General features: G+C 59.1%; 29 protein-coding genes and 1 pseudogene. All 30 read left to right on the forward strand.

Annotation, left to right across the window (positions count from 1 at the left end):
• Window positions 1-100, forward strand: a pseudogene (locus RCF34_RS22415) (elongation factor Tu); the annotation flags it as partial.
• A 171-nt stretch (window positions 101-271) separates the two neighbouring features.
• A complete protein-coding gene (gene rpsJ, locus RCF34_RS22420; RefSeq protein WP_003243886.1) occupies window positions 272-583 on the forward strand; it encodes a 30S ribosomal protein S10 in 312 nt (103 codons plus the stop codon).
• Between the two features lie 84 nt (window positions 584-667).
• Window positions 668-1303: a 50S ribosomal protein L3 gene (gene rplC, locus RCF34_RS22425; protein WP_007161251.1), complete on the forward strand. Its 636-nt coding sequence runs from the start codon at window positions 668-670 to the stop codon at window positions 1301-1303.
• A 13-nt stretch (window positions 1304-1316) separates the two neighbouring features.
• Window positions 1317-1919, forward strand: a complete 603-nt coding sequence (gene rplD, locus RCF34_RS22430) for a 50S ribosomal protein L4 (protein WP_017640279.1) — start codon at window positions 1317-1319, stop codon at window positions 1917-1919.
• The gene (gene rplW, locus RCF34_RS22435) at window positions 1916-2215 is read left to right on the forward strand and encodes a 50S ribosomal protein L23 (RefSeq protein WP_007161249.1); all 300 of its coding nucleotides are present in this window, start codon (window positions 1916-1918) and stop codon (window positions 2213-2215) included. Before rplD ends, rplW begins: the two co-directional genes overlap by 4 nt.
• A gap of 12 nt (window positions 2216-2227) precedes the next feature.
• Entirely contained in the window at window positions 2228-3049 is an 822-nt protein-coding gene (gene rplB, locus RCF34_RS22440; RefSeq protein ID WP_007161248.1) for a 50S ribosomal protein L2, read from the forward strand.
• Between the two features lie 18 nt (window positions 3050-3067).
• A complete protein-coding gene (rpsS, locus tag RCF34_RS22445) occupies window positions 3068-3343 on the forward strand; it encodes a 30S ribosomal protein S19 (RefSeq protein WP_007161247.1) in 276 nt (91 codons plus the stop codon).
• 12 nt (window positions 3344-3355) lie between these two features.
• Window positions 3356-3688 (forward strand): 50S ribosomal protein L22, encoded by a 333-nt coding sequence (gene rplV / locus RCF34_RS22450; RefSeq protein ID WP_007161246.1) that lies wholly within the window; start codon window positions 3356-3358, stop codon window positions 3686-3688.
• 13 nt (window positions 3689-3701) lie between these two features.
• Window positions 3702-4391 (forward strand): 30S ribosomal protein S3, encoded by a 690-nt coding sequence (gene rpsC / locus RCF34_RS22455; protein ID WP_007161245.1) that lies wholly within the window; start codon window positions 3702-3704, stop codon window positions 4389-4391.
• A gap of 12 nt (window positions 4392-4403) precedes the next feature.
• Window positions 4404-4817, forward strand: a complete 414-nt coding sequence (gene rplP, locus RCF34_RS22460; protein ID WP_017640282.1) for a 50S ribosomal protein L16 — start codon at window positions 4404-4406, stop codon at window positions 4815-4817.
• Window positions 4817-5008: a 50S ribosomal protein L29 gene (gene rpmC / locus RCF34_RS22465; RefSeq protein ID WP_007161243.1), complete on the forward strand. Its 192-nt coding sequence runs from the start codon at window positions 4817-4819 to the stop codon at window positions 5006-5008. Before rplP ends, rpmC begins: the two co-directional genes overlap by 1 nt.
• A gap of 2 nt (window positions 5009-5010) precedes the next feature.
• The gene (gene rpsQ / locus RCF34_RS22470; protein WP_007161242.1) at window positions 5011-5277 is read left to right on the forward strand and encodes a 30S ribosomal protein S17; all 267 of its coding nucleotides are present in this window, start codon (window positions 5011-5013) and stop codon (window positions 5275-5277) included.
• Window positions 5278-5289: 12 nt separating this feature from the next.
• Complete coding sequence (gene rplN / locus RCF34_RS22475; RefSeq protein ID WP_007161241.1) at window positions 5290-5658, forward strand: 50S ribosomal protein L14; 369 nt, start codon at window positions 5290-5292, stop codon at window positions 5656-5658.
• Between the two features lie 12 nt (window positions 5659-5670).
• On the forward strand, window positions 5671-5985 hold the full coding sequence (gene rplX / locus RCF34_RS22480) for a 50S ribosomal protein L24 (protein WP_017640283.1): 315 nt from the start codon (window positions 5671-5673) through the stop codon (window positions 5983-5985).
• Window positions 5986-6004: 19 nt separating this feature from the next.
• On the forward strand, window positions 6005-6544 hold the full coding sequence (rplE, locus tag RCF34_RS22485; RefSeq protein ID WP_007161239.1) for a 50S ribosomal protein L5: 540 nt from the start codon (window positions 6005-6007) through the stop codon (window positions 6542-6544).
• Window positions 6545-6557: 13 nt separating this feature from the next.
• Window positions 6558-6863: a 30S ribosomal protein S14 gene (gene rpsN, locus RCF34_RS22490; RefSeq protein WP_017640284.1), complete on the forward strand. Its 306-nt coding sequence runs from the start codon at window positions 6558-6560 to the stop codon at window positions 6861-6863.
• A gap of 162 nt (window positions 6864-7025) precedes the next feature.
• Window positions 7026-7418 (forward strand): 30S ribosomal protein S8, encoded by a 393-nt coding sequence (gene rpsH, locus RCF34_RS22495; protein ID WP_017640285.1) that lies wholly within the window; start codon window positions 7026-7028, stop codon window positions 7416-7418.
• Window positions 7419-7429: 11 nt separating this feature from the next.
• Window positions 7430-7963 (forward strand): 50S ribosomal protein L6, encoded by a 534-nt coding sequence (gene rplF, locus RCF34_RS22500; RefSeq protein WP_017640286.1) that lies wholly within the window; start codon window positions 7430-7432, stop codon window positions 7961-7963.
• A gap of 10 nt (window positions 7964-7973) precedes the next feature.
• Window positions 7974-8324, forward strand: a complete 351-nt coding sequence (gene rplR / locus RCF34_RS22505; RefSeq protein WP_007161235.1) for a 50S ribosomal protein L18 — start codon at window positions 7974-7976, stop codon at window positions 8322-8324.
• 3 nt (window positions 8325-8327) lie between these two features.
• Window positions 8328-8828, forward strand: a complete 501-nt coding sequence (gene rpsE / locus RCF34_RS22510) for a 30S ribosomal protein S5 (RefSeq protein ID WP_007161234.1) — start codon at window positions 8328-8330, stop codon at window positions 8826-8828.
• Window positions 8829-8830: 2 nt separating this feature from the next.
• Window positions 8831-9013: a 50S ribosomal protein L30 gene (gene rpmD / locus RCF34_RS22515; protein WP_007161233.1), complete on the forward strand. Its 183-nt coding sequence runs from the start codon at window positions 8831-8833 to the stop codon at window positions 9011-9013.
• A 3-nt stretch (window positions 9014-9016) separates the two neighbouring features.
• Window positions 9017-9451: a 50S ribosomal protein L15 gene (rplO, locus tag RCF34_RS22520; protein ID WP_133860559.1), complete on the forward strand. Its 435-nt coding sequence runs from the start codon at window positions 9017-9019 to the stop codon at window positions 9449-9451.
• Window positions 9452-10783: a preprotein translocase subunit SecY gene (secY, locus tag RCF34_RS22525; RefSeq protein WP_133860560.1), complete on the forward strand. Its 1332-nt coding sequence runs from the start codon at window positions 9452-9454 to the stop codon at window positions 10781-10783.
• Between the two features lie 30 nt (window positions 10784-10813).
• A complete protein-coding gene (gene rpmJ / locus RCF34_RS22530; RefSeq protein ID WP_002555468.1) occupies window positions 10814-10930 on the forward strand; it encodes a 50S ribosomal protein L36 in 117 nt (38 codons plus the stop codon).
• Between the two features lie 130 nt (window positions 10931-11060).
• Window positions 11061-11417, forward strand: a complete 357-nt coding sequence (gene rpsM, locus RCF34_RS22535) for a 30S ribosomal protein S13 (RefSeq protein WP_017640288.1) — start codon at window positions 11061-11063, stop codon at window positions 11415-11417.
• Window positions 11418-11447: 30 nt separating this feature from the next.
• A complete protein-coding gene (gene rpsK / locus RCF34_RS22540) occupies window positions 11448-11837 on the forward strand; it encodes a 30S ribosomal protein S11 (RefSeq protein WP_003281811.1) in 390 nt (129 codons plus the stop codon).
• A gap of 16 nt (window positions 11838-11853) precedes the next feature.
• A complete protein-coding gene (gene rpsD, locus RCF34_RS22545; RefSeq protein WP_017640289.1) occupies window positions 11854-12474 on the forward strand; it encodes a 30S ribosomal protein S4 in 621 nt (206 codons plus the stop codon).
• Window positions 12475-12496: 22 nt separating this feature from the next.
• On the forward strand, window positions 12497-13498 hold the full coding sequence (locus RCF34_RS22550) for a DNA-directed RNA polymerase subunit alpha (protein WP_017640290.1): 1002 nt from the start codon (window positions 12497-12499) through the stop codon (window positions 13496-13498).
• Between the two features lie 44 nt (window positions 13499-13542).
• Window positions 13543-13932, forward strand: coding sequence for a 50S ribosomal protein L17 (rplQ, locus tag RCF34_RS22555; protein ID WP_007161227.1), 390 nt, complete (start codon window positions 13543-13545; stop codon window positions 13930-13932).
• Between the two features lie 193 nt (window positions 13933-14125).
• Window positions 14126-15583: a catalase gene (locus RCF34_RS22560; protein ID WP_308710139.1), complete on the forward strand. Its 1458-nt coding sequence runs from the start codon at window positions 14126-14128 to the stop codon at window positions 15581-15583.
• Window positions 15584-15726 lie beyond the last annotated feature (143 nt).

Raw genomic sequence — 15726 nt, forward strand, 5'->3', positions numbered from 1 at the left:
CCTGATCGCTCCGATCGCGATGGAAGACGGTCTGCGTTTCGCCATCCGTGAAGGCGGTCGTACCGTCGGCGCCGGCGTGGTTGCCAAGATCATCGAGTAATCGATTGATCTGAAACGAAAAAAGGCCCTTCGGGGCCTTTTTTCTTGCCTGGTGAAATTGACAGATGGCAAAAGAGGCGTTCTTGACAGCCGCTGGCGACATCCTTAGAATTGCGCCTCCTTTAATCGGGCACCTTTTTGTCCGAGAGGAAAGCTTGGAGTCTGAGGTCAAATGCAAAATCAACAAATCCGTATTCGGTTGAAGGCTTTTGATCATCGCCTGATCGATCAATCCACCCAGGAAATCGTAGAAACTGCGAAACGTACTGGTGCTCAGGTGCGTGGTCCGATTCCTCTGCCTACCCGCAAGGAACGTTACACAGTGCTGATTTCTCCGCACGTCAACAAGGACGCTCGTGACCAGTACGAAATTCGTACCCATAAGCGTGTGCTCGACATCGTTCAGCCCACCGACAAGACCGTCGATGCGCTGATGAAGCTCGATCTCGCCGCTGGCGTTGAAGTGCAAATCAGCCTCGGCTGAGACCGTCAAGGTTTCAGTCGTGTAACGCTCTGAAATGGGCGGCCATAGCGGGTGAAAGCCCCGTACACTCAAGAGGTTCTCAACATGACGATTGGTTTAGTCGGTCGTAAATGCGGTATGACCCGCGTTTTCACCGAAGAAGGCGTTTCCGTTCCGGTCACGGTCATTGAGATCGAGCCGAATCGCGTAACCCAATTCAAGAGCGAAGAAACCGATGGCTATCGCGCCATTCAGGTAACCGTGGGCGAGCGTCGTGCTTCCCGCGTGACCAAGGCGCAAGCCGGTCACTTCGCCAAGGCCAGCGTTGCTGCTGGTCGTAGCGTCCTCGAATTCCGCCTGGAAGACGGTGAGTACAAGGCAGGTGACGAAGTCACCGTGGCCCTGTTCGAAGCCGGTCAGATGGTTGATGTCACTGGTCAGTCCAAAGGTAAGGGCTACGCCGGTACCATCAAGCGCTGGAACTTCCGTGGTCAGGACAACACCCACGGTAACTCCGTTTCCCACCGTGCACCTGGTTCCATCGGCCAGTGCCAGACTCCTGGTCGAGTGTTCAAGGGCAAGAAAATGTCCGGTCACCTGGGTGCGGAGCGTGTAACCGTTCAGTCGCTGGAAGTCGTGCGTGTAGACGCCGAGCGCAACCTGCTGCTGGTAAAGGGTGCCGTCCCCGGCGCGCCGGGTGGTGACGTGATCGTGCGTCCCGCTGTCAAGGCCCGTGGTTGAGAGGAGAGAGAACATGCAACTCAATGTGAATGGCTCTCAAGCTATCGAAGTCTCTGAGCACACCTTCGGCGGTGAATTCAACGAGACCCTGGTTCACCAGGCAGTCGTGGCCTACATGGCTGGCGGTCGTCAGGGCACCCGTGCCCAGAAGACCCGTTCGGAGGTCCGTGGCGGCGGCAAGAAGCCCTGGCGTCAGAAGGGCAGCGGTCGTGCCCGTGCCGGTACCATCCGCAGCCCCATCTGGCGCTCCGGTGGCGTGGCGTTCGCAGCCAAGCCCCAGGATCACAGCCAGAAGCTGAACAAGAAGATGTACCGCGCTGCACTGCGCTCCATCCTCGCCGAGCTGGTCCGTCTGGATCGTCTGGTCGTGGTTGACGACTTCGCCGTCGACGCGCCCAAGACCAAGACCCTGGTCAGCAAGCTGGACGGCCTGGGCCTGAGCGACGTGCTGATCGTGACCGACGCTGTCGACCAGAATCTGTATCTGGCCGCCCGCAACCTGCCTTTCGTCGACGTGCGTGATGTCCAGGGTTCCGACCCGGTCAGCCTGATCGCCTACGACAAGGTACTGGTCACTGTGTCCGCCGTGAAGAAATTCGAGGAGCTGCTGGCATGAACCAGGAACGCGTATTCAAAGTGCTGCTTGGCCCGCACATCTCCGAGAAGGCCACCATGCTGGCGGACAGCCAGAAGCAGTTCGTATTCAAGGTTGCCACCGATGCAACCAAGCTGGAAATCAAGAAGGCCGTCGAGCAGCTGTTCGAGGTCAAGGTTCGCAGCGTCAGCACCCTGAACGTCCAGGGCAAGACCAAGCGTACCGCTCGTGGTCTGGGCAAGCGTAACGACTGGAAAAAAGCGTACATCGCGCTCCAGCCGGGCCAGGATCTCGACTTTTCCAGCAGCGCCGAGTAATCAGGGGGCATCATGGCAATCGTAAAATGCAAGCCGACCTCCGCTGGCCGCCGCTTTGTGGTCAAGGTGGTCAACTCCGATCTGCACAAAGGCGCGCCTTACGCTCCTTTGCTGGAGAAGAAGAGCAAGTCCGGCGGCCGTAACAACAATGGTCGTATCACCACTCGCCACATCGGCGGTGGTCACAAGCAGCACTATCGTCTGGTCGATTTCCGTCGCAACAAGGATGGTATCCCAGCCGTCGTTGAGCGCATCGAATACGATCCGAACCGTACTGCACACATCGCTCTGCTGAAGTACGCCGATGGCGAGCGTCGCTACATCATCGCTCCCAAGGGCGTTGCTGCCGGTGACCAGCTGCTGTCCGGCGCTGGCGCGCCCATCAAGGCGGGCAACAACCTGCCGCTGCGTAACGTGCCGGTCGGTAGCACCATCCACGGTATCGAGCTGAAGCCTGGCAAAGGCGCTCAGATCGCTCGCTCCGCGGGTACCTCCGCTCAGCTGGTCGCCCGTGAAGGCGCCTACGTCACCGTGCGTCTGCGCAGCGGTGAAATGCGCAAGGTGCTGTCCGAGTGCCGTGCCACCCTGGGCGAAGTGTCCAATGGTGAGCACAGCCTGCGCTCGCTGGGTAAGGCCGGCGCCACCCGCTGGCGTGGCGTGCGTCCGACCGTTCGTGGTGTTGCCATGAACCCGGTCGATCACCCGCATGGTGGTGGTGAAGGTCGTACTTCCGGTGGCCGTCATCCGGTTTCGCCGTGGGGCGTCAAGACCAAGGGTCTCAAGACGCGCTCCAACAAGCGTACCGACAAGATGATTGTCCGTCGCGGCAAGTAATCAGTAGAGGATTCGACTGTGCCCCGTTCTCTGAAGAAAGGTCCTTTTATCGATCTTCACCTGTTGAAGAAGATCGAAGTCGCGGTGGAAAAGAACGAACGCAAACCGATCAAGACCTGGTCGCGTCGTTCGATGATCCTGCCGCAGATGGTCGGTCTGACCATCGCTGTGCACAACGGTCGTCAACATGTCCCCGTTCTGGTGAACGAAGACATGGTCGGCCACAAACTCGGCGAGTTCGCTGCTACCCGCACCTATCGCGGTCATGCGGCTGACAAGAAAGCCAAGCGTTAAGGGGTAAGGAAGATGGAAGTAGCCGCTAAGCTGTCGGGCGCTCGTATCTCCGCCCAGAAAGCCCGCTTGGTCGCCGACCAGATCCGCGGGAAGAAGGTGGGCGAAGCGCTCAACCTGTTGACTTTCAGCAGCAAGAAAGCCGCTGAAATCATGAAGAAGGTGCTGGAGTCGGCTGTTGCCAACGCCGAGCACAATGAAGGCGCCGACGTGGACGACCTGAAGGTTTCCACTGTCTTCGTAAACGAAGGTCGTTCGCTCAAGCGCATCATGCCGCGTGCCAAAGGTCGTGCTGATCGCATCGTGAAGCGGTCTTGCCATATCACGGTCAAGGTTGCGGACAAGTAACGGAGTCGATCAGATGGGTCAGAAAGTACATCCCAATGGCATTCGCCTGGGTATCGTCAAGGAGCACACTTCGGTCTGGTACGCGGATAAGCGCACTTATGCGGACTATCTGCTGGCCGACCTGAAGGTTCGTGAGTACCTCCAGGACAAACTAAAAAGCGCGTCCGTAAGCCGTATCGATATTCATCGCCCGGCTCAAACCGCACGCATCACCATCCACACCGCCCGTCCCGGTATCGTGATCGGCAAGAAAGGTGAGGATGTCGAGAAGCTGCGTCAGGACCTGACCGCAAGAATGGGTGTGCCCGTGCACATCAACATCGAAGAGATCCGCAAGCCGGAGCTCGACGGTGCCCTGGTTGCGCAGAGCGTTGCGCAGCAGCTTGAGCGTCGTGTGATGTTCCGTCGCGCCATGAAGCGCGCCGTGCAGAACGCGATCCGCATTGGTGCCAAAGGCATCAAGATTCAGGTGAGCGGTCGTCTGGGCGGTGCTGAAATCGCCCGTACCGAGTGGTATCGCGAAGGTCGTGTGCCCCTGCACACCCTGCGTGCCGATATCGACTACGCCACTGCGGAAGCTCACACCACTTACGGTGTGATCGGTGTGAAGGTCTGGATCTTCAAGGGTGAGGTCATTGGTGGCCGCCAGGAAGAGCTCAAGCCCGTCGCCCCGGCTCCGCGCAAAAAAGCTGCTGCTAAGTAAGGAGTACGCAACATGCTGCAACCCAAGCGTACAAAATTCCGCAAGCAGATGACCGGCCACAACCGTGGTCTGGCTCATCGCGGTAGCAAGGTCAGCTTCGGCGAGTACGCGCTGAAGGCTGTCGGCCGTGGCCGTCTGACCGCTCGCCAGATCGAATCCGCACGTCGTGCGCTGACCCGTCACGTGAAGCGTGGCGGCAAGATCTGGATCCGCGTCTTCCCTGACAAGCCTGTCACCAAGAAGCCTCTCGAAGTGCGGATGGGTAAAGGTAAGGGTAGTGTCGAGTACTGGGTAGCCCAGATCCAGCCGGGCAAGGTCCTGTACGAGATCGAGGGTGTTTCCGAGGATCTGGCTCGTCAGGCATTCGCCCTGGCCGCTGCCAAGCTTCCGCTCGAAACCTCCTTTGTTAAGCGGACGGTGATGTGATGAAAGCGAAAGATTTGCGTGAGAAATCCGTAGAGGAGCTGAACGAGCAGCTTCTCAACCTGCTGCGTGACCAGTTCAATCTGCGTATGCAGAAGGCAACTGGCCAGTTGGGTCAGTCTCACATGCTCTCGCAAGTGAAGCGCGACATCGCTCGCGTCAAGACTGTGCTGAACCAGCAAGCAGGTAAGTGATCATGGCTGAAGCTGAAAAAACTGTCCGTACGCTGACCGGCCGAGTGGTCAGCGACAAGATGGACAAAACCGTCACCGTACTGATCGAGCGTCGCGTCAAGCACCCGATCTACGGCAAATACGTGAAGCGTTCCACCAAGCTGCACGCTCACGACGAAACCAATCAGTGCCGCATTGGTGACCTGGTCACCATTCGCGAAACCCGCCCGCTGGCCAAGACCAAGGCGTGGACCCTGGTTGACGTCGTCGAGCGCGCCGTTCAGGTATAAGGGTAGAGAGCCATGATCCAGACTCAATCCATGCTTGACGTCGCCGACAACAGCGGCGCTCGTCGCGTGATGTGCATCAAGGTGCTCGGCGGTTCCCACCGCCGTTACGCCGGCATTGGCGACATCATCAAAGTCACCGTCAAGGAAGCAATTCCGCGCGGCAAGGTGAAGAAAGGTCAGGTGATGACTGCAGTCGTCGTGCGTACCAAGCACGGCGTCCGCCGCACTGACGGTTCCATCATCCGCTTCGACGGCAACGCCGCGGTTCTGCTGAACAACAAGCAAGAGCCGATTGGCACCCGTATCTTTGGGCCGGTGACCCGTGAACTTCGCTCCGAGAAGTTCATGAAGATCGTCTCCCTTGCCCCCGAAGTGCTGTAAGGAGTAGCCGACATGCAAAAGATTCGTCGTGACGACGAGGTAATCGTCATTGCCGGCAAGGACAAGGGCAAGCGTGGCAAGGTGCTGAAGGTGCTCGCCGATGACCGTCTGGTCGTTGGTGGGGTCAACCTGATCAAGCGCCACACCAAGCCCAACCCCATGCTGGGTGTTCAGGGTGGCATCGTAGAGAAAGAAGCTCCTCTGCATGTCTCCAACGTTGCTATTTTCAACTCCGAGACCAACAAGGCTGACCGCGTTGGTTTCAAAGTCGAAGACGGCAAGAAGATTCGTATCTTCAAGTCGACCCAAAAAGCGGTCCAGGCCTGAAGCTGCTAGGTAGATCACCATGGCTCGATTGAAAGAGATTTATCGGAAGGAAATCGCGCCCAAGCTGAAAGAGCAGCTTCAGCTGGGTAACGTGATGGAAGTTCCGCGCATCACCAAGATCACCTTGAACATGGGTCTGGGCGAAGCGGTCGGTGACAAGAAGATCATCGACAACGCTGTAGCTGACCTGGAAAAGATCGCTGGTCAAAAGCCGGTCGTGACTTATGCCCGCAATTCCATTGCTGGCTTCAAGATTCGCGAAGGCTGGCCGATCGGCGTCAAGGTGACCCTGCGTAGCGATCGCATGTATGAATTCCTGGATCGTCTGCTGTCCATCTCCCTGCCGCGCGTGCGTGACTTCCGCGGCCTGAATGCCAAGTCCTTCGATGGTCGTGGCAACTACAGCATGGGCGTGAAAGAGCAGATCATCTTCCCGGAAATCGATTACGACAAGATCGATGCGCTGCGTGGTATGGACATCACCCTGACCACCACCGCTCGTACCGACGAGGAAGGCCGTGCGCTGCTGCGTGCGTTCAACTTCCCGTTCCGTAACTGATTGAGGTCTTCAGATGGCTAAGCAAAGCATGATTAACCGCGAGCTGAAGCGTCAGCAGACGGTTGCCAAGTACGCCAAGAAGCGCGCCGAGCTGAAGGCGACCATCGGTAATGTCAACGCCTCCCCCGAGGACCGTTGGAATGCCCAGGTCGCCCTGCAGAAGCAGCCCCGTGACGCCAGCGCCAGCCGCATGCGTAACCGCTGCCGCTTGACCGGTCGTCCGCACGGCGTGTACCGCAAGTTCGGTCTGTCCCGCATCAAGCTGCGTGAAGCAGCCATGCGCGGTGACGTGCCCGGCCTGGTGAAGGCCAGCTGGTAACAGCTAGCGCCTTTCATCGCGGTAATTGAATCAAGCCCCTTTTGGGGCTTGATTCGTTTCAGGCCGATCTCTAGAATGCTCGGCTCGCCCGAATCGGCCTATTGCCGAGGGGTGATTTTGAGAGCCGGTAGGCTCAATTTCTGTATTAGGAGCTAATAGCCCATGAGTATGCAGGACCCGTTAGCAGACATGCTAACTCGTATCCGTAATGCCCAGATGGCTGAAAAGGCCGTTGTGAGCATGCCTTCTTCCAAGCTGAAGGCTGCCGTTGCCAAAGTCCTCAAGGACGAAGGTTACATCGCGGATTTTCAGGTCAGCGCGGAATCCAAGCCGTCGCTGTCCATCGAGCTGAAGTACTTCGAAGGCAAGCCTGTCATCGAAGAGCTGAAGCGTAGCAGCCGTCCCGGTCTGCGCCAGTACAAAGCCGTTGACCAGCTGCCGAAAGTGCGTGGCGGTCTGGGCGTGTCGATCGTTTCCACCAACAAAGGTGTGATGACTGATCGCGCAGCCCGTGCTGCTGGTGTTGGCGGCGAAGTGCTCTGCACAGTCTTCTAAGGGGAATCAGCATGTCTCGCGTTGCTAAAAACCCTGTAAGACTGCCTGCAGGCGTCGAAGTTAATCTGGCCGGTCAGGCGCTTTCGATCAAGGGTGCCAAGGGCGCTCTGGAGCTGAAGGTCCATCCGTCCGTTGAAGTCACTCAAGAGTCCGGTGAGCTGCGTTTCGCTGCTCGCAATGGCGATCAGCAGACCCGTGCGATGGCCGGCACTACCCGTGCCCTGGTCAACAACATGGTGGTCGGCGTCAGCCAGGGCTTCGAGCGCAAGCTGCAACTGGTCGGTGTGGGCTACAAGGCCCAGGCCAAAGGTCAGGTGCTGAACCTCGCTCTGGGCTTCTCTCACCCCGTGGACTACGACCTGCCGCAAGGCATCACCGCAGAAACCCCCAACCAGACCGAAATCCTGATCAAGGGTATCGACAAGCAGCTGGTCGGCCAGGTTGCGGCTGAGATTCGTGGTTTCCGTCCGCCGGAGCCTTACAAGGGCAAGGGTGTACGGTATGCCGACGAAGTCGTCCACCGTAAAGAAGCCAAGAAAAAGTAGGGCATAGCAAATGACCGTCAAGAAAGAAACCCGACTGCGTCGCGCTCGCAAGGCTCGCCTGAAGATGCGCGAGCTGGAAGTGGTCCGTCTGTGCGTGTACCGCTCTTCCCAGCACATCTATGCCCAGGTCATCGCGGCCGATGGCAGCAAGGTCCTGGCCAGCGCTTCTACGCTGGACAAAGAACTGCGCGAAAGCGCTACCAGCAACGTCGAGGCGGCCAAGAAAGTTGGTCTGCTGGTCGCCGAGCGTGCCAAGGCCGCTGGCGTTACCCAGGTGGCCTTTGATCGTTCTGGCTTCAAGTACCATGGTCGCGTCAAAGCGCTGGCCGACGCTGCTCGTGAAGGCGGGCTGGAGTTCTAAGTCATGGCAAATAACGATCAAAAGCGCGACGAAGGCTATATCGAGAAGCTGGTTCAAGTTAACCGCGTAGCCAAAACCGTGAAAGGCGGCCGTATCTTCGCCTTCACCGCTCTGACCGTGGTTGGCGATGGCAAAGGCCGCGTTGGCTTCGGCCGTGGCAAGGCCCGTGAAGTGCCTGCCGCCATCCAGAAGGCTATGGAAGCTGCTCGCCGCAACATGATCCAGGTGGATCTGAACGGCACCACCCTGCAGTACCCGGTCAAGGCCGCTCATGGCGCCTCCAAGGTGTACATGCAGCCCGCTTCCGACGGTACCGGCATCATCGCCGGTGGTGCCATGCGCGCCGTCCTTGAAGTCGCTGGTGTGCAGAACGTCCTGGCCAAGTGCTACGGCTCCACCAACCCGGTAAACGTTGTGTACGCGACCTTCGAAGGTCTCAAGCACATGCAGGCGCCGGAAGCTGTTGCCGCCAAGCGTGGCAAGAGCGTCGAGGAGATTCTCTGATCATGGCTAACGCAACCGTCAAGGTCACGCTGATCAAGAGCGTCCACGGCCGTCTGGCCAATCACAAGGCTTGCGTCAAGGGTCTCGGCCTGCGTCGCATCGGTCACACCGTCGAAGTTCAGGACACCCCTGAAAATCGCGGCATGATCAACAAGGCCTACTACCTTCTGCGTGTGGAGGGTTAAGTCATGAAACTGAATGATCTGCGTTCCGCTCCCGGCGCTCGCCGCGAGAAGCTGCGTCCCGGTCGTGGTATCGGTAGCGGCCTGGGCAAGACCGGTGGCCGCGGCCACAAGGGTCTGACCTCCCGTTCCGGTGGCAAGGTTGCCCCCGGTTTCGAGGGTGGCCAGCAGCCGCTGCACCGTCGTCTGCCGAAGTTCGGCTTCGTCTCGCTGAAAGCCCTGGACCGTGCCGAGGTTCGTACCTCCGAGCTGGCCAAGGTCGATGTCGATGTGGTCGATCTGCAGGCGCTGAAAGACGCCAACGTGATCAGCCGTGACATCAAGCGTGTCAAGGTTGTGCTGTCCGGCGACGTCACTCGTGCCGTCACCCTGAAAGGCATTCGTGCCACCAAGGGCGCACGTGCAGCCATCGAAGCAGCTGGCGGCAAGATCGAGGAATAAATGGCTAAGCAAGGTGCTCTCTCTGCGCTCAGCAAGACCGGTGGTATGTCCGAGCTGTGGACCCGCCTCCGATTCCTGTTCCTGGCGATCATCGTCTACAGGATCGGTGCGCACATCCCTGTTCCGGGTATCAATCCCGATCAGCTGGCCGCACTGTTCAGGCAGAACGAGGGGACCATTCTTAGCCTCTTCAACATGTTCTCTGGCGGTGCGTTGGAGCGGATGAGCATCTTTGCACTGGGGATCATGCCGTACATCTCGGCCTCGATCATCATGCAGCTGCTTACCGCCATCAGCCCACAGCTGGAGCAATTGAAGAAAGAGGGTGAGTCTGGTCGTCGCAAGATCAGCCAGTACACCCGTTACGGCACGCTGGTTCTGGCGCTCGTTCAGGCCACCGGGATGTCGGTAGGACTCGCCAGTCAGGGTGTCGCGTTCAGCGTGGGCTTCAGCTTCTATTTCGTCGCTGTCACCACGTTTGTCGCCGGCGCGCTGTTCATGATGTGGCTGGGTGAGCAGATCACCGAGCGCGGTATCGGCAATGGCATCTCGATGCTGATCTTCGCCGGTATCGTCGCGGGCTTGCCTCGCGCCATCGGTCAGTCCTTCGAGTCGGCACGGCAGGGCGATATCAACATCTTCGCGCTGATCATGGTGGGTGTGGTGGCGGTTGCCATCATCGCCTTCGTGGTGTTCATCGAGCGTGGGCAGCGTCGTATCGCCGTGCACTACGCCAAGCGTCAGCAGGGTCGCAAGGTCTTCGCGGCGCAGAACAGCCATCTGCCGCTCAAGGTGAACATGGCTGGGGTCATCCCGGCGATCTTCGCCAGCAGCATCCTGCTGTTCCCGGCGTCGCTCGGTTCGTGGTTCGGTCAGTCCGAAGGTCTCGGCTGGTTGCAGGACGTGGCTCAGGCCATCGCTCCCGGTCAGCCGCTGAACATCTTGCTGTTTAGTGCAGGGATCATCTTCTTCTGCTTCTTCTATACGGCGCTGATGTTCAACCCCAAGGACGTGGCCGAGAACCTGAAGAAATCCGGAGCGTTCATTCCGGGTATTCGTCCTGGTGAGCAGTCCGCGCGCTATATCGATGGCGTGCTGACCCGGCTGACCATGTTCGGTGCCCTGTACATGACGGCGGTGTGCTTGTTGCCCCAGTTCCTGGTGGTCGCGGCGAACGTGCCGTTCTATCTCGGTGGGACGTCGTTGCTGATCGTGGTGGTAGTGGTCATGGACTTCATGTCCCAGGTCCAATCCCATCTCGTATCTCATCAATACGAGTCCCTGATGAAGAAAGCCAACCTGAAGGGCTACGGCGGCGGCATGATGCGCTGATCCGTTACCCGTAAGGTTAGAGGAGTTGTCATGAAAGTTCGTGCATCGGTCAAGAAGCTGTGCCGTAACTGCAAGATCATTCGCCGCGAAGGCGTCGTGCGCGTGATCTGCAGCGCTGAACCGCGTCACAAGCAGCGCCAAGGCTGAGTGTGAATCACGCGTCTAACCCGGCAGCTAGTGTGCTGCCGGGTTGATCATTTGTTCCTACAGCGTTAATATCGCGCGCCCTTTTCTTGGCTTCCGGGGCGTCGGTAGCTGTCAATTGGAGTTTTTCTGAATGGCCCGTATTGCAGGCGTCAACATTCCAGATAACAAACACACTGTTATCTCGCTGACCTACATCTATGGTGTCGGTCGCACCACCTCTCAGAAGATCTGCGCGGCCACCGGCATCCAGCCGACCGCCAAGATCAAAGAACTGAGCGACGAGCAGGTCGATCAGCTGCGTAACGAGGTCGCCAAAATCCTCACCGAGGGTGACCTGCGCCGCGAAATCAACATGAACATCAAGCGCCTGATGGATCTGGGTTGCTACCGCGGTCTGCGTCACCGCCGTGGTCTGCCGGTCCGTGGTCAGCGCACCAAGACCAATGCCCGTACCCGTAAGGGCCCGCGCAAGCCGATCCGCAAGTAATCGCATCCGCGAATCGACAGGAATCTAGTCATGGCAAAACCTGCTGCTCGTCCTCGTAAGAAAGTCAAAAAGACAGTGGTTGATGGCATCGCCCACATCCATGCGTCTTTCAACAACACCATCGTGACCATCACCGATCGTCAGGGCAATGCGTTGTCCTGGGCGACCTCCGGTGGCTCCGGCTTCCGTGGCTCGCGTAAGAGCACCCCGTTCGCTGCCCAGATTGCAGCCGAACGTGCCGGCCAAGCCGCTCTGGAATATGGTCTGAAGAATCTGGACGTGAACGTCAAAGGTCCCGGCCCCGGCCGTGAGTCCGCTGTTCGCGCCCTGAATGCCTGTGGTTACAAGATCGCCAGCATCACCGACGTGACGCCTATCCCGCATAACGGGTGCCGTCCGCCGAAGAAGCGTCGCGTGTAATAGGAGACAGTGAGAAATGGCTCGTTACATTGGTCCCAAGTGCAAACTGTCCCGCCGCGAAGGCACTGACCTCTTCCTGAAGAGCGGCGCTCGTGCCCTCGACTCGAAGTGCAAGCTGGAAACCGTTCCTGGCCAGCATGGTCAGCGTCGCGGTCGTCTGTCCGACTACGGTCTGCAGCTGCGTGAAAAGCAGAAAGTCCGCCGTATCTATGGCGTCCTCGAGCGTCAGTTCGCCGGTTACTACCAGGAAGCTGCCCGTCGCAAGGGCGCTACCGGTGAAAACCTGCTGCAACTGCTCGAATGCCGTCTGGACAACGTGGTGTATCGCATGGGCTTCGGTGCCACTCGCGCTGAATCGCGCCAGCTGGTCTCCCACAAGTCGATCACCGTCAACGGTCAGACCGTCAACATTCCCTCCTATCAGGTCAAGGTCGGCGACGTCGTCGCGGTCCGTGAAAAGGCCAAGAACCAGCTGCGTATCGCTCAAGCTCTCGAGCTGTGCGGCCAGCGTGGCCGGGTTGAGTGGGTCGAAGTGAGCACCGAGAAAAAGGAAGGCACCTTCAAGAGCGTGCCGGCCCGTGGTGATCTCTCCGCCGACATCAACGAAAACCTGATTGTCGAGCTCTACTCCAAGTAAGGGCTAGAAAGTAGGTGCATCCATGCAGAGTTCGGTAAATGAGTTCCTGACCCCCCGCCATATCGATGTGCAGGCGGTTAGTCAGACCCGTGCCAAGATCACCCTCGAGCCTCTCGAGCGTGGTTTCGGCCATACCTTGGGCAACGCGCTGCGGCGTATCCTGTTGTCCTCCATGCCTGGCTGCGCGGTAGTCGAAGCAGAGATCGACGGTGTCCTGCACGAGTACAGCGCCATCGAAGGCGTGCAGGAAGACGTGATCGAGATCCTGCTCAATCTCAAGGGTCTGGCCATCAAGTTGCACGGCCGTGACGAAGTCACCCTGAGCCTGAGCAAGAAAGGTCAGGGGCCGGTTCTGGCCTCTGACATTCAGGTCGATCACGACGTCGAGATCGTCAACGGCGATCACGTCATCGCCCACCTGGCGGACAACGGTTCGCTGAACATGAAGCTGAAAATCGCTCGCGGTCGTGGCTATGAGCCCGCCGACGCGCGTCAGAGCGAAGAAGACGAAACCCGCGCAATCGGTCGTCTTCAGCTCGATGCTACGTTCAGCCCGGTTCGTCGCGTGGCCTATGTGGTGGAAAACGCCCGGGTCGAACAGCGTACCAACCTGGACAAGCTCGTGCTTGACCTGGAAACCAACGGTACCCTGGATCCGGAAGAAGCCATCCGTCGTGCCGCCACTATCCTGCAGCAGCAGCTGGCAGCCTTCGTCGACCTCAAGGGCGACAGCGAGCCGGTCGTGGTCGAGCAGGAAGACGAGATCGATCCGATCCTGCTGCGTCCGGTGGACGATCTGGAACTGACCGTTCGTTCGGCCAACTGCCTCAAGGCGGAGAACATCTACTACATCGGTGACCTGATTCAGCGTACCGAAGTGGAGCTGCTCAAGACCCCGAACCTGGGCAAGAAGTCCCTGACCGAAATCAAGGACGTTCTGGCCTCGCGTGGTCTGTCGCTCGGTATGCGCCTGGACAACTGGCCCCCTGCAAGCCTTAAGAAGGACGACAAGGCTACTGCCTGATCGTCATTGTTCACCGAACGATAGTTTGGGAAGGAATTTCAATCATGCGTCATCGTAAAAGTGGTCGTCATCTGAGCCGCACGAGCGCACATCGCAAGGCCATGTTCCAGAACATGGCTGTGTCGCTGTTCGAGCACGAGCTGATCAAAACTACCCTGCCGAAAGCTAAGGAACTGCGCCGCGTTGCCGAGCCGCTGATCACCCTGGCCAAGGAAGACAGCGTCGCCAATCGTCGTCTGGCTTTCGATCGCACCCGTTCGAAAGCTGCCGTTGGCAAGCTGTTCAACGACCTGGGCAAGCGCTACGCCAACCGTCCGGGTGGCTACCTGCGTATCCTGAAGTGCGGCTTCCGCGCTGGCGACAATGCGCCCATGGCGTACGTCGAGCTGATCGACCGTCCGGTCGGCGGCACCGTGGAACAAGCTGCTGAATAAGTAGCGCTGTTCTGGAAAAAGCCGGGCTCCTGCCCGGCTTTTTCATGCCTGGCGTTCGACGAGAACTGCAGACTGGATCCGTCGACTTGGATTTTCTATCAGGATGCTAGGATCAATAAATTAGTCCTAAAGTATCGCCTTGGCGATACTTCTCCCACGCGATCAGCAAGCGCTATTCAAAGGGAGACAGCCTGTGACCGATACCAAGATTCTCACCACCGCCAGCGGCATTCCGGTGGCCGATAACCAGAATTCCCGCACCGCTGGTCCACGCGGTCCGTTGATGCTCGACGACTTCCATCTGATCGAGAAGCTGGCGCACTTCAACCGCGAGGTCATTCCCGAGCGACGCGTGCACGCCAAGGGTTCCGCGGCCTATGGCACCTTTACCGTCACCCAGGACATCAGCCACCTCAGCAGCGCCAGGCTGTTCGCCGAGGTGGGTAAGCAGACCGAGACTCTCCTGCGCTTCTCCACCGTCGGCGGCGAGCGCGGCTCGGCGGATACCGAGCGCGATCCCCGCGGTTTCGCCGTGAAGTTCTATACCGAAGAAGGCAACTGGGACATCGTCGGCAATAACACGCCGGTGTTCTTCATCCGCGATCCGCTGAAGTTTCCAGACTTCATCCATACCCAGAAGCGCGATCCCTGGAGCAACCTGAAGAGTCCGCAGATGATGTGGGACTTCTGGTCGCTGTCGCCCGAATCGCTGCATCAGGTCACCATCCTGTTTTCCGATCGCGGCATCCCGGATGGCTATCGCTTCATGCACGGCTTCGGCAGCCATACCTTCAGCCTGATCAATGCCAAGGGCGAACGGCACTTCGTGAAGTTTCACTTCAAGAGCCAGCAGGGAATCAGGAACCTGGCGCCGGGCGATGCGGCACGCCTGGCCGGTACCGATCCGGACTACAGCCAGCGCGACCTGTTCCAGGCCATCGAGCGCGGTGAATTCCCGAGCTGGACGCTGTGCATCCAGGTGATGAGCGAGCAGGAGGCGGCCGGTCGCGCCGAGAACCCGTTCGACGTAACCAAGGTGTGGTCGCAGCAGGACTATCCGTTGCAGGAGGTGGGGGTGCTGGAGCTCAACCGCAATCCGCAGAACTACTTCGCCGAAGTGGAACAGGCGTCCTTCGCGCCAAGCAACGTGGTGCCAGGCATTGGCCTGTCTCCGGATCGCATGCTGCAGGGGCGGGTGTTCGCCTATGCCGATGCCCAGCGCTATCGGGTGGGGACCAACTACCAGCAGCTGCCGGTCAATGCGCCGCGCTGCCCCTATGCCAACAACCAGCGTGACGGTGCCATGCGCTTCGATGGCAACGGCGGTTCCCAGCCGAACTACGAGCCCAACAGCTACGGTCATACGCCCAGGCAGGCGCCGCAGTATCGCGAGCCGGCGCTGAATTTCGCCGGTCCGGCCGATCGCTACGACCATCGGGTGGACGAGGACTACTTCAGCCAGGCCGGAGCGCTGTTTCGCCTGATGAATGCCGACCAGCAGGCGCTGCTGATCGGCAACATCGTCGGCGCCCTGGGTTCGGTGACCCGCGAGGTCCAGCTGCGGCAGATCGGTCACTTCCTCAAGGCCGATCCCGCCTACGGCGTAGGCGTGGCCAAGGGCCTGGGAATAGACCCCAGCGAAGTAGCCTGATCCAGAGGTAGAAAAGAGCCCGGCAGCCGCTGGGCTCTTTTCGTCCGTGAAAAAAGTGTGGGAAAGGCTGTCTCGGACGCCGCTTGCGACGTCGCAGTGCTAAGGTTCGCATCAAGCGCGAAAACACGAGGCTCGCTCTCCCG

The sequence above is a fragment of the Pseudomonas sp. 102515 genome, from assembly GCF_031085165.1.
GTDB lineage: Bacteria > Pseudomonadota > Gammaproteobacteria > Pseudomonadales > Pseudomonadaceae > Chryseomonas.

What these genes read in the sequence shown, in the direction of transcription:
- rplR (WP_007161235.1), top strand. Translation starts at nt 7,974, where the DNA reads ATGACCGTCAAGAAAGAAACCCGACTGCGTCGCGCTCGCAAGGCTCGC.
- rplN (WP_007161241.1), top strand. Translation starts at nt 5,290, where the DNA reads ATGATCCAGACTCAATCCATGCTTGACGTCGCCGACAACAGCGGCGCT.
- secY (WP_133860560.1), top strand. Translation starts at nt 9,452, where the DNA reads ATGGCTAAGCAAGGTGCTCTCTCTGCGCTCAGCAAGACCGGTGGTATG.
- rpsK (WP_003281811.1), top strand. Translation starts at nt 11,448, where the DNA reads ATGGCAAAACCTGCTGCTCGTCCTCGTAAGAAAGTCAAAAAGACAGTG.
- rplV (WP_007161246.1), top strand. Translation starts at nt 3,356, where the DNA reads ATGGAAGTAGCCGCTAAGCTGTCGGGCGCTCGTATCTCCGCCCAGAAA.
- RCF34_RS22550 (WP_017640290.1), top strand. Translation starts at nt 12,497, where the DNA reads ATGCAGAGTTCGGTAAATGAGTTCCTGACCCCCCGCCATATCGATGTG.
- rpsC (WP_007161245.1), top strand. Translation starts at nt 3,702, where the DNA reads ATGGGTCAGAAAGTACATCCCAATGGCATTCGCCTGGGTATCGTCAAG.
- rpsJ (WP_003243886.1), top strand. Translation starts at nt 272, where the DNA reads ATGCAAAATCAACAAATCCGTATTCGGTTGAAGGCTTTTGATCATCGC.
- rpsN (WP_017640284.1), top strand. Translation starts at nt 6,558, where the DNA reads ATGGCTAAGCAAAGCATGATTAACCGCGAGCTGAAGCGTCAGCAGACG.
- rplB (WP_007161248.1), top strand. Translation starts at nt 2,228, where the DNA reads ATGGCAATCGTAAAATGCAAGCCGACCTCCGCTGGCCGCCGCTTTGTG.
- rpsD (WP_017640289.1), top strand. Translation starts at nt 11,854, where the DNA reads ATGGCTCGTTACATTGGTCCCAAGTGCAAACTGTCCCGCCGCGAAGGC.
- rpsE (WP_007161234.1), top strand. Translation starts at nt 8,328, where the DNA reads ATGGCAAATAACGATCAAAAGCGCGACGAAGGCTATATCGAGAAGCTG.
- rplW (WP_007161249.1), top strand. Translation starts at nt 1,916, where the DNA reads ATGAACCAGGAACGCGTATTCAAAGTGCTGCTTGGCCCGCACATCTCC.
- rpmD (WP_007161233.1), top strand. Translation starts at nt 8,831, where the DNA reads ATGGCTAACGCAACCGTCAAGGTCACGCTGATCAAGAGCGTCCACGGC.
- rplF (WP_017640286.1), top strand. Translation starts at nt 7,430, where the DNA reads ATGTCTCGCGTTGCTAAAAACCCTGTAAGACTGCCTGCAGGCGTCGAA.
- rpsH (WP_017640285.1), top strand. Translation starts at nt 7,026, where the DNA reads ATGAGTATGCAGGACCCGTTAGCAGACATGCTAACTCGTATCCGTAAT.
- rpmJ (WP_002555468.1), top strand. Translation starts at nt 10,814, where the DNA reads ATGAAAGTTCGTGCATCGGTCAAGAAGCTGTGCCGTAACTGCAAGATC.
- rplO (WP_133860559.1), top strand. Translation starts at nt 9,017, where the DNA reads ATGAAACTGAATGATCTGCGTTCCGCTCCCGGCGCTCGCCGCGAGAAG.
- rplX (WP_017640283.1), top strand. Translation starts at nt 5,671, where the DNA reads ATGCAAAAGATTCGTCGTGACGACGAGGTAATCGTCATTGCCGGCAAG.
- rpsM (WP_017640288.1), top strand. Translation starts at nt 11,061, where the DNA reads ATGGCCCGTATTGCAGGCGTCAACATTCCAGATAACAAACACACTGTT.
- rplD (WP_017640279.1), top strand. Translation starts at nt 1,317, where the DNA reads ATGCAACTCAATGTGAATGGCTCTCAAGCTATCGAAGTCTCTGAGCAC.
- rpsQ (WP_007161242.1), top strand. Translation starts at nt 5,011, where the DNA reads ATGGCTGAAGCTGAAAAAACTGTCCGTACGCTGACCGGCCGAGTGGTC.
- rplP (WP_017640282.1), top strand. Translation starts at nt 4,404, where the DNA reads ATGCTGCAACCCAAGCGTACAAAATTCCGCAAGCAGATGACCGGCCAC.
- rplE (WP_007161239.1), top strand. Translation starts at nt 6,005, where the DNA reads ATGGCTCGATTGAAAGAGATTTATCGGAAGGAAATCGCGCCCAAGCTG.
- rplQ (WP_007161227.1), top strand. Translation starts at nt 13,543, where the DNA reads ATGCGTCATCGTAAAAGTGGTCGTCATCTGAGCCGCACGAGCGCACAT.
- rpmC (WP_007161243.1), top strand. Translation starts at nt 4,817, where the DNA reads ATGAAAGCGAAAGATTTGCGTGAGAAATCCGTAGAGGAGCTGAACGAG.
- rplC (WP_007161251.1), top strand. Translation starts at nt 668, where the DNA reads ATGACGATTGGTTTAGTCGGTCGTAAATGCGGTATGACCCGCGTTTTC.